The 9,955-nt window shown below is 48.6% G+C and carries 10 protein-coding genes; all 10 read right to left on the bottom strand.

The features are described 5' to 3' along the window. Positions 1-108 precede the first annotated feature (108 nt). Positions 109-1,395: an NACHT domain-containing NTPase gene (locus IQ254_RS26545; protein WP_228041118.1), complete on the bottom strand. Its 1,287-nt coding sequence runs from the start codon at positions 1,393-1,395 to the stop codon at positions 109-111. 179 nt (positions 1,396-1,574) lie between these two features. Further along, positions 1,575-2,474, bottom strand: coding sequence for a serine protease (locus IQ254_RS26540; RefSeq protein ID WP_193969166.1), 900 nt, complete (start codon positions 2,472-2,474; stop codon positions 1,575-1,577). A gap of 3 nt (positions 2,475-2,477) precedes the next feature. Next, complete coding sequence (locus IQ254_RS26535; RefSeq protein ID WP_193968150.1) at positions 2,478-2,798, bottom strand: CU044_2847 family protein; 321 nt, start codon at positions 2,796-2,798, stop codon at positions 2,478-2,480. A gap of 264 nt (positions 2,799-3,062) precedes the next feature. Then, a complete protein-coding gene (locus IQ254_RS26530; RefSeq protein ID WP_193969165.1) occupies positions 3,063-3,692 on the bottom strand; it encodes an NADPH-dependent F420 reductase in 630 nt (209 codons plus the stop codon). A 17-nt stretch (positions 3,693-3,709) separates the two neighbouring features. Continuing rightward, positions 3,710-4,369 (bottom strand): SDR family NAD(P)-dependent oxidoreductase, encoded by a 660-nt coding sequence (locus IQ254_RS26525; RefSeq protein WP_193969164.1) that lies wholly within the window; start codon positions 4,367-4,369, stop codon positions 3,710-3,712. Positions 4,370-4,515: 146 nt separating this feature from the next. Then, on the bottom strand, positions 4,516-6,015 hold the full coding sequence (locus IQ254_RS26520; RefSeq protein WP_193969163.1) for an aldehyde dehydrogenase: 1,500 nt from the start codon (positions 6,013-6,015) through the stop codon (positions 4,516-4,518). A 129-nt stretch (positions 6,016-6,144) separates the two neighbouring features. Then, the gene (locus IQ254_RS26515) at positions 6,145-7,047 is read right to left on the bottom strand and encodes an AraC family transcriptional regulator (protein ID WP_193969162.1); all 903 of its coding nucleotides are present in this window, start codon (positions 7,045-7,047) and stop codon (positions 6,145-6,147) included. 183 nt (positions 7,048-7,230) lie between these two features. Continuing rightward, complete coding sequence (locus IQ254_RS26510) at positions 7,231-8,154, bottom strand: M14 family zinc carboxypeptidase (protein ID WP_193969161.1); 924 nt, start codon at positions 8,152-8,154, stop codon at positions 7,231-7,233. A 212-nt stretch (positions 8,155-8,366) separates the two neighbouring features. Beyond that, the gene (locus IQ254_RS26505; RefSeq protein WP_193969160.1) at positions 8,367-8,837 is read right to left on the bottom strand and encodes a GNAT family N-acetyltransferase; all 471 of its coding nucleotides are present in this window, start codon (positions 8,835-8,837) and stop codon (positions 8,367-8,369) included. Between the two features lie 214 nt (positions 8,838-9,051). Beyond that, positions 9,052-9,756: a class I SAM-dependent methyltransferase gene (locus IQ254_RS26500; protein ID WP_193969159.1), complete on the bottom strand. Its 705-nt coding sequence runs from the start codon at positions 9,754-9,756 to the stop codon at positions 9,052-9,054. Between the last annotated feature and the right edge of the window lie 199 nt (positions 9,757-9,955).

Raw genomic sequence — 9,955 nt, 5'->3', positions numbered from 1 at the left:
CCGTCGCTCGGAACTTCGCGCTCAACCTCTATCGCTCCAATGAGTTCTCCAACATGGCTCAGGCTGAACGACTCTGCAAATTTGGCCTAGATACCCTCAAGGCCATTTTTAGAATGAAATAGCCCTGATTTCTGCCCCTCTGCTTAAGCTTTCAATCAATACGCTTAATAAACCAGAAAATAGACCCACACAACTAAAAATTATTCCCAAAATTCCTCCAATTCCTAATCCTCCCAGTAGCATGCGATCTAGCAAATAAAAATCCGAAAAGTTGATACTATCAGGTAATTTTACATCCTTGAATTCAAATTCCTGTCCATCGCGAATAAATCCTAGTAGTTCTCTTAGGGGTAAACTTAGAAGTCCAGCATAAACCCCGTAAATTGGCTTAAAGGCTAGCCCGCCTAGTGCAAAGACAAACCCAAAAAGAAGCCCAACAATTAGTCGATAAATGAGTTTTTGTCTGCTGTTACTCAACCAAAAGGGCTGGATTTCTTCAATCAGAAACTCATCTTTTGATTGTGTTTTAAGTTTTTGAGCTAGTAACATTAGCCATCTTTGAATCTGCTGCGCCGTGGGCTGCCTCTCTGGTGAGTATTCCTGGCTGTTCACTGGTTCGTGCAGTCGCCGCACAATGTAGGCATCTAGTAAATAGTCCATACGCTCCTGGGTGGTGCCCAACCGCTGCCACTGGGTCAGGTTGAACGCATCGTTGACCAAAATGGACACGCTCAGCAACAGTGGCGTGCGCATAAGGCCAAGCAAGTCCTCATCCTGTTGCAGGGTATCCCATAGTGCCTCCATATGAAGCGAGGCCAAATAGCCTTTTACTTGTTCATCGGTCAATGGGTTTAAGCAAATAGCCCCGTTCAATGCCAGCTTAGCGGTGTAGAGTTCGTACTCCTCCAGGCGGCTACACACCAGTAGGCGAGGTGTACCTTCTTCTGACTGAAGCCAGATGTTAAGGGATTGCACTACAGGTTCCTGTCGGGCGGACGGGAGCTCGTCCAATCCATCCAGCAGGGGCAGCAATTTTTTCTCGGTTAGCCAGTTTTGCCCTAGCTTGGGCGATACGCCGTACTTAGACTTGAGTTCTTTCAGCAGCCAGTCCGTGCAGCTTTGTTGAGGGTTTTGCCACGACGACAAGTTCAGCATTACGGGGATAGGCTCTTCAGGATCGGCGTTAGCCCGCTGTATTAAGGCTGCGGCCAGGTCGAGCATCGTAGTGGTTTTGCCTGCCCCTGGGTTACCCAGCAGTAGCAGTTTGCCGCCGATATCGTGACCATCAAAGACTTCGACAATGGGAGTGCCAGGGGCAAGGGGTTTAGGGGCTTGGCTAGCCGTGCGTAGATCGGCATCCCAGGGTCGTTTGACCTGGCTGCGCTGCCCGGTCATATCCAACCGAATCAAAATGGCATTGTGCAGAGATTGCTTCAAGCGGTCTGCCACCTCTCCCCACACCGCATCAATCAAGATTTTTTCGTTACGATCTGTGCGGTTAGTAACAGGCTTTACTTCAGGTAGGCCATACTCCCTGAGTTGCCCCTCCAGGCTGGGCGGCTGGTCTGGAGGGGCTAGCGAGGGTTTAGGGTTTTACTCAGAGACAATCTCAGTGCTTCTAACCCCGGCCCGATGGCACTTTCTAGCCAATTCAGCAGCTCTGGCACTCGCTGCCCCTGGGGAGCCGTGGACGGAGGAATATTTCCCCTGGGTGGATTAAGGGCAAATAAGACGGCATCAAACTGGGAGCCAGGTAAATTAAGGAGGAACTGGTAAAGTTCGGCGCGTTCTTGGGGAATGGTTATTAGTGAAGTAGCGCTTTCTGGTTTGCCAGCCATCGAAGTCGTAGTCAGATTGACCCAACGGCGATCGCCCTCATGAAATTTCCGCTGTAACGCTCGCAATTCAGGAAACTGCTCCAGGATCACACGAGTCGGAATCGCCCCACCGCCCAAATCAAACCCGGCGGCACGGGTTTCCTTGACCATGCCACACACCTTGCCCGTCTTAAGATCCAACAGTGCGGCACCGCTGATCCCTTTCTCAATTTGTGCGCCTTGCAGTTTGAGTAAGGGTGGCGTGTCTCCTGTCAACCCTTCATTAACTGGGCGCACGGGAGTCGCATTGGTATAGGACTCTAAATAGCCGTAGCTATATAGGGTTTGACCGATCGCGACTGGCTCCTCATCCAGCAGGACACAGGGATGATCAAATGGCGACTCAGAGAGTTTAACAAGAGCCAGGTCGAGCGTTTTACCATCGTCTGCTTTCGCCTTTACAATCGCCGACAGAGGCTGCTGGCATCCAAGATAGGAAACAGTGACCTGCAAATCAGCCGATTTTCGCACCACATGGGCACAAGTCAAAATCAACCCCGGAGCCACAAAAAAGCCCGTCCCCCTCTCCTTCTCCCAAGCACCAGGGACGGTGATTTTAACTGTACACTGTTGCAGCAGATCCTCTAACGGGGTCAAATCTTACTCCTTTGTCGGTGCTTCCCACTCCAGTGTAATCTCTAAATTTCCTTTGCCAGAACCTTTTACAATCACTGCTGTCAATTGCCCAGATTCAAGCGCCAGTTCCATGCCAAATTTCACCGTCGCCTTCTTGGGTTTCACCTTCTGGATCGGAGCGGCAATCATCTGCACCACCCCCTCGATCGCATCGGCAACGGGCTGGAACTGCTTCACATCAAACCCCACATCTTCCCGCCCCGTACTGGACACCTCAACTTTAACGACAGCCCCATTGGGAAGCTGAACTGGAACGGTATCACTGCGAGATTCTGCAAAGGTCATTAATGATGTATTCCCTAGACTGAATGAATAGCTTAGACGAACACTTTACTGATTTTAACCCATCGCTGCGATCGCCCTTCTACAAGCACCCTGGACGGATCTATTCCTAAACGTTTTTTTGCACTGACTGATAACCTTCAAGGACGAGTGCAATGACTCGGTGCGAAGCTAGCTAACGACTAAGATAAGCGGCGGCAGATTACCTTTGCATCACCACCAAGATCTCTCGTCCGTCCGCTTCATCGACTTGTTAGCTGGCGATTCTCAACGACGCAACAGCTTAAAGCCGACTTGTCCGAGTTGTTGAGTGTAAGCCAACTGAATTAGTAGCATCATGGCAGGTTCCACATATCTTGAACTCTTCAGCGATCCAGCATCGATTGGCTCAACATCAACTTCCCGTAATAAGTCCGCTACAACTTGTTTTGCTTCTTCATCGTCGCCTGTATAAAATACAGTTGCAAGCTGATCTCCAAAACGGCGCGATGGAGAATTGAGTACTTCTGCAAACACTGGCAGGGCTTCAACCACACGCGCACCTAGAGCCAGTTTAGCAATCTCCTCAGCGGCTGAAGTCGTAGTTCCAACTGCCATTCCGCTCATATCGGGTAGTAGCGCATTAACAATACTGAAGAGGATCTTGCCTTCAAGTGAACCTGCTGCTTTGAGTGCGTCTTCTACTGCACCATAAGGCACGGACAATACAACCACATCTGCAAACTCGACTGCTTCGGCAGGTGTGCCAACGGTGGCGTTGTTGCCAACCGATTGAGCAATTTTCTCCAGCTTTGGGGTGTCGCGGGAATAGCTGAACATGAGCTTATGCCCATTCTCTGCCCAGATTTTGCCTAAGCCGCTACCCATGTTACCTGCACCAATGATTCCAATTTTCATTTTCTTTCCCTCAGTTCTTATTTGTAGATCACTTCAGTTTCAAACGCTGCTGGTAGCTGGTGGTGCAATGCTAAATATGATTGGGCAATCGCATCAGGATCGAAGTGCGTGCCAGATTGTACAGTGCCGCAAATTGTTACCGTGCCAACATGAATACCGCTTTCTTGAAGCTCTTGAGCCAAAGTAAAAGCTAGACTGCGAATACCCGCTTTACCAATCGACAAAGATGAGGCTTCGGCAGCAGGATATAGGGCTAAACCTCCGCCAGTCAGTAGGATCGTGCCTTTGCGGTTGGCTTGCATCGCCATAAGCACTTGCTGAACTGCAGCCAGTGCCCCCGCAACATTGACTTGGAAATCGGCAACTAATCCTTGTGAAGTCAACGAGCTAGGTTTTCCGGGTGTAAATCCGGCTGCGTTATAAATCAAAACTTCTGGATCTCCTAACTCAGCGCGAATTCGGGTAAATGCCTGAATCAGTGATGCTTCATCGCCCGCATCAGCAGTAAACGTCTGAACTGAGAAGCCTTCTGCTATTAGCACTTGAGCGTTGTCAGCTAGTTTTGCTGGATTTCGAGCGACTAGCGCAAGGGTGTATCCTTCTTTACCAAATACTTTCGCAACTCCGGCACTGACTCCAGTTCCAAATCCCACGATCACACAAACTTTCTGGCTCATTGCCGATTCCTTAATAATTAATGGTTAATGTGGCTGAATTGACTGAACTCATTTGGAACTGTGGGGTTAAGTCGGCTTTCGACCTGCCAAAGCGTTGATCGTTAGAGGTCCTTCCAAGATTTTATGAATCAAGCAAGACAACGCTTTCAGGATAAGTCAACCCAGACTGTTTTAGTTTGCAAATAAAACTCTAACGCCTCCCAGCCTTGTTCCCGTCCATAGCCACTCATTTTGTAGCCTCCGAATGGTGCAGAAGGATCAAAATGACCGTAGGTGTTTACCCAAACGGTTCCAGCTTTCAACCGAGCCGCCGCTTTGTGGGCTTTTTTGATGTCGCGGGTATGAACCCCAGAGGCAAGTCCGTACTGATTCCCGTTAGCAATCCGAATGGCATCCTCAAAAGTCTCAAATGGAATGATAGAGAGAATCGGACCAAAAGACTCCTCACGAGCAATCGTCATCTCGCTATCCACATCAGCGAAAACCGTTGGCTCCACAAAATAGCCTTTGCCTGTACCGATGTCGGCGGCTTTTCCGCCTGCAACGAGACGCGCTCCGTCTTTTTGCCCGACCTGCATGTAGCTGAGTACTTTGTCATACTCGCTTTTATTGGCGATCGGTCCCATTTGACTATTCGGATCGAGCGGATCACCCGGTTTTGTATCCAAAGCCCGTTGCCGAACTCGCTCTACTACTTCGTCATAAACCGATCGCTCTACCAACATCCGCGAACCTGCGTAGCAAATTTCGCCTTTGTTGTAGAACATCCCATCATATGCAGTCTGTGTGGCTACATCTAAATCGGCATCAGCAAAAATAATATTGGCACTCTTGCCACCAAGTTCCATAGTCAAGTGCTTCAAGGTATCGGCTGAATCTTTGATCACCCGAATGCCGCTGGCAGTTGATCCAGTGATAGCAACTTTTTCAATTCCAGGATGCGTTGATAAAGCATTGCCCACGGTGCCACCCGGACCCATTACCACATTAAAAACCCCAGGTGGCAAGCCTACTTCTTCCATGATCTGCGCCACTTTCAATGCCGAGAGCGGAGTTGCTGAAGCTGGCTTGTGGATGATGGTATTTCCAGCCGCTAACGCTGGAGCAAATTTGCTAATCGACAGAATCAGCGGAAAGTTAAAGGGGGTGATTGCCGCCACCACGCCGAGCGGTTCACGTAGCGTGTAGGTATGCAGTCCCTTCGTCGTTTGCTTCACTGAGCCTTCAATCTTACTTGCCCACCCTGCGTAGTAGTGAAACATATTGGCAAGATGGGGAATGTCTACGGTCATAGAATCCGTGAACAGCCGCCCCATTTCTTTAGCTTGTAGAAAAGCAAGTTCTTCCCCGTACTTAAGGAACAAATCGCCCACTCGCCAGAGAATTTCGCCGCGCTCATGTCCGCTCATCTGCCCCCAAGCCTCTGCAAAAGCAGTTCCGGCACATTTCACAGCGAGTTCAACATCTTCAACCGTTCCTTCGGCAACTTGGGCAATTTCGGCTTCAGTCGTTGGATCAATGGCAGGAAACGTTTTGCCGCTATGGGAGTCGCGCCACTCTCCATTGATATAAAGCTTGCTGAGAGTGATAGGAAAGTTGGGGCGCGCTGATATGCTGGATTGCTCGATAGATTCACAAACTTTCATAAGACATCTCCTAAAAGCATTGATGTAGCCTAGCAACGCTTTAGCCAAATCTGAAAACCTGAAAGAAAGACTCAAGATTAATCATTGATCCTTGCGAAATTTATTAGAATCTTGCGATTCCGCGTAGAGTCAAAGCTGCTTGCGATAGTTACTGGGCGTTGTGCCTGTGGATTTGCGAAATTGAATCGTCAGTTGATTTTGATTGGAGAAGCCAACTTGCAGCGTGATCGCAGAAATCGGCAGTGAAGTCATTTTCAACAAATATTTTGTCCGCTCGATTCGTAGTCGTGTCACATACTGATACGGCGATATACCCGTCGATTGCTTAAACAACCGAGAAAAATAATATTGACTCATCTCCACTTCATCCGCAATTGCAGTAATGGATATTTCTTCTGACAAATGTTCATTGATATATGTGATCGCTTTCTGCAATTTACGTTGTGGTAATCCTCCGGCATACTCACGTAAGGGCTGCTGCCAGTCTGAGTAATGTCTAATGAGATGAATCGAAAGTGCGATCATCAGCGAGTCTGCAAATAGACGACCTCCCCAAGCATCAGAGTCTAATTCTGCGCTCAGTGATCGTCCGATTTGATCAATGAGTGGATCATCCATTGCATACTGAGGAATCAGTCGGATGCGTTCCGCCGTAACCGATTCATAGGCGACCTGGGTTAAGAAATCAGGTTCAAGAAACAGCAGCGAAAATGGGCTTTCTTCACTCCAATTGCTCTGATGTTGGACAGTCGCTGGAACAATCACGACATTGCTGCCTCTTCCAATCTGCTCCTGCCGCCTGCGCCCTTCAAACGCTCGTTCTGCTTGAACCTGATGCTGCATCCCATGAACCAGAATCAAATGCCGAATATGAGCATAGTCAGGCGTTTCCCAAGATGGCTGAAGATGCTGTTGCATATAAATTCCATTCCATCCTGAGTCCTCGCTTGATCGCAGCGGTGAACGGGGCAAAATCTGCAAAACTTCTTCTGATTGAGTGAAGTCAACGGTTAAGGACGGGGTGTCTGACATTGCAATGACTCTCGGAAAACTAATCACGATAATATCGCAGGCTTAGAGATACTGGACTGTCCACTTAAGCTTTACACCACTGCCACCACCTGTAACCGAAGCCAGCTAACGTTCCTGGTCAGCGGTTGCCGATATTTTTGCAACATCACAAGCGGCTTGGGTCAATCCGCTGCACTAGGGTTGTTATGCTACCGCCGCAATATCAATAACGGACAAAATCCAGCTTTTCATGATGTAGAGTTGAGTATCCAAATCGATTTCTTGAAACGAGTAACTTGTTTGTCCTGCCTGCTTTACATCTTGGTTGCACTGGTCAATTTCCGCTAGTGAAGCCTCGGTCAAAGCGGGGCAAACTGCCAGAGGCATCTCTGAAGCTCCAACGTACTGAGGCTGAAATCGGTGTGTTACAAAAGCAAGTGAGCTACCAGGAGTAGCACCATTCAAATTTTCACACTCAGGGATCTCTAGCTCAAAAAAACCTGGAGACAGAGCCTTTTGGGAAAGTCCTGTTGGGTCTTGAGATAAAAGCGAAATCCAATTCGGTGTTGCAGCAGTAATCTGACTCGCAACTTGGTTCACCCAGCCTAAATTAGACTTACTACCCACATAGAAAAATAATCCTGGGCTAATACAGTGGGCAGAGTGGAGAGAGAAATAAGCGTCAATTCGATCAAAATGCTCAAGCCACTGGCGAATAGCTATACACTCAGGATAAGTATCTATTGTGAAATGACCCTCCAAATCTCGCTGATGATTGAGATTGAGTAGAGCTTGCAAGGTCACGTTTTTCGGTAAATCATTAGCGTTTCGAGATACAAAATCTGGATCTGCCACAGGCACAATACAAAACCGCACAGGTGGGGGCGGATTCTCTATCAGCGTTTGAAGAATAGATATTGCAGTGAGTGGAGCGATCACTTCAGCAGCATGAAATCCAGCCACGGTTACAACTGTACGAGTTGCTTGTCTATCTCCAACGCTTACTGCATAGATTGATCGTCCCTCGCCCGATACACCAATCTCCTCAACATCAGCTCCTAAAGCTTTTGTTTGCTGAATCAATTTATCTAGCTGTTTCAAATCAACCCATTCCATGACAGCACTCATGATCTTCTTTTCAAGGGTAGCAAGAGAACCTGACTAACTTGGAATTGTGTTCCAACCAACACTTTCTAAAATGTTGACTTCACCGACAACCCAGGCAGCCTAACGTTCCGGCTGAGCGGCTGCAAGTAACCTTTACAACACTACCAATATCTCCCAACAGTCCGCTCCAGCCGGGTTGTTATGCGGCGATCTCTACTCAATTTAATACAAAGTCAATCTGCTTTTTCATCGAAGTGAAACAGTACGATAGTTTCGCCGTCCTCAACCTCTCCGTTGGGAATGAAGCCAAGTGAAAGATAAAAAGCTTCTGGACCTAGCGGATCAGGTACGTAGGATGTAAATAGCGCCGTAAATTTATTTCTGGACTTGGCATATTCAATGATCTGGCGTACAACTTCCCTTCCTATCCCCCTGCGTTGAAACCGATGATCAATCATCAGTCGCCACAGACCAATGTTTGGTTTCTCAGGAGGATCTTTGCGTTGCGATTCATCATAAACCATCACAAACCCAACCAGAGTCTCACCAGAATAAACGGCGCGATACCAAGCCTCTTCGCTGAAGAGTGCTTCTGCGAGCGAGGTGGCGTTTGGTGCTACGAAAGCTTGCTGCTCAGGTAAAACTGACAGATTGATAACGTCAAGAACTGTTTCCGATGTAATTTCCTTGAGTGTAATGTTCATATCTAATCGACCAAACGATATTAACGTTCGCGATCACTAAACACAAACGATCTGTTAGTTCTAAACGCTAACAGATAATCTCTCGTTATGCCCACACCAATTATCCAGCGGCATAACATTGCCCATCACCCGCAGCAGATAACCTTTGCATCATAACCGATCAACTCTCGGCGGTCGGTGTGCATGGGCGTTGTTAGCCGCATCGAATATCGACTCAAATCTCATACCGCCGCCACACCCACGCAAAACTGATTGGCACATCCCGGTAGACTGACCAACTCGGTTTCGTCTCTATCCAACGATCATCAATGATCTGTTCGCGCAATTCGACCAGTTGCCAGCCCGCCGCGATCGCTGCCTGCACATGGTCGGACAACAGATGGATGTGCGTCTCGATTGCGACTGGCTCTCCATTAGCTCCTTGAAAGTGCGTCGGCATCCCTGTCGCCATGATGAAGAATGGATGAAAGCCAACAAGTACATAGGCTGCATCACGCCGAGCAATCCGCGCTGCTTCCGCGTACAACGGTGCAAGCTCAGCAAGATGTTCGTCAACGAGGCACGTCATGATCAAATCGTAACTAGCTGTTGGCAATCCAGTCGTGCAAACATCCGCCACGCGCAGGGATGCGAACACATCCCGTTTGCGAGATTGATCCAGCATCTCGGACGTGGCATCGACACCATCGATCTCCCGTATGCCCTTGCTCGCTAACCATGCAGCAGTGCGTCCTGTGCCACAGCCGAGATCCGCGCAACGCTCGACGGCACTCCACCTGACGCTTTGGATTTGGTTGAGCAACCACAGATCCATGTCACGCTTTACGGTGTCCTCGTAGGTCGCTGCCCATTGAGCGTAGCCTTCACGCGCCGCCACAGTTCGGTAATTGCGTCGATCAAATGTAGAGAAACGCGGCATACGAAACTCCTTCTAATCTAGATGTAGAGAAACGCGGCATACGAAACTTCTCCTAATCTAATGTGCTTTGGGCGTCGGGTAAAGGAGGAGGTTTTAGATATATATCCCCCTCCCTCCCCTCAGAACCGTGCATACGACTTTCACCGTACACGGCTCAAGCAACGTCTTGAGATTCAGTGTCTCCGATTCTTAACAACCC

It is taken from the genome of Nodosilinea sp. LEGE 07088 (assembly GCF_015207395.1).
In the GTDB taxonomy this organism is placed as follows: Bacteria; Cyanobacteriota; Cyanobacteriia; order Phormidesmidales; family Phormidesmidaceae; genus Nodosilinea.
The sequence above is the reverse complement of the archived record's forward strand: the minus strand, read 5'-3'. Positions and strand labels throughout refer to the sequence as shown.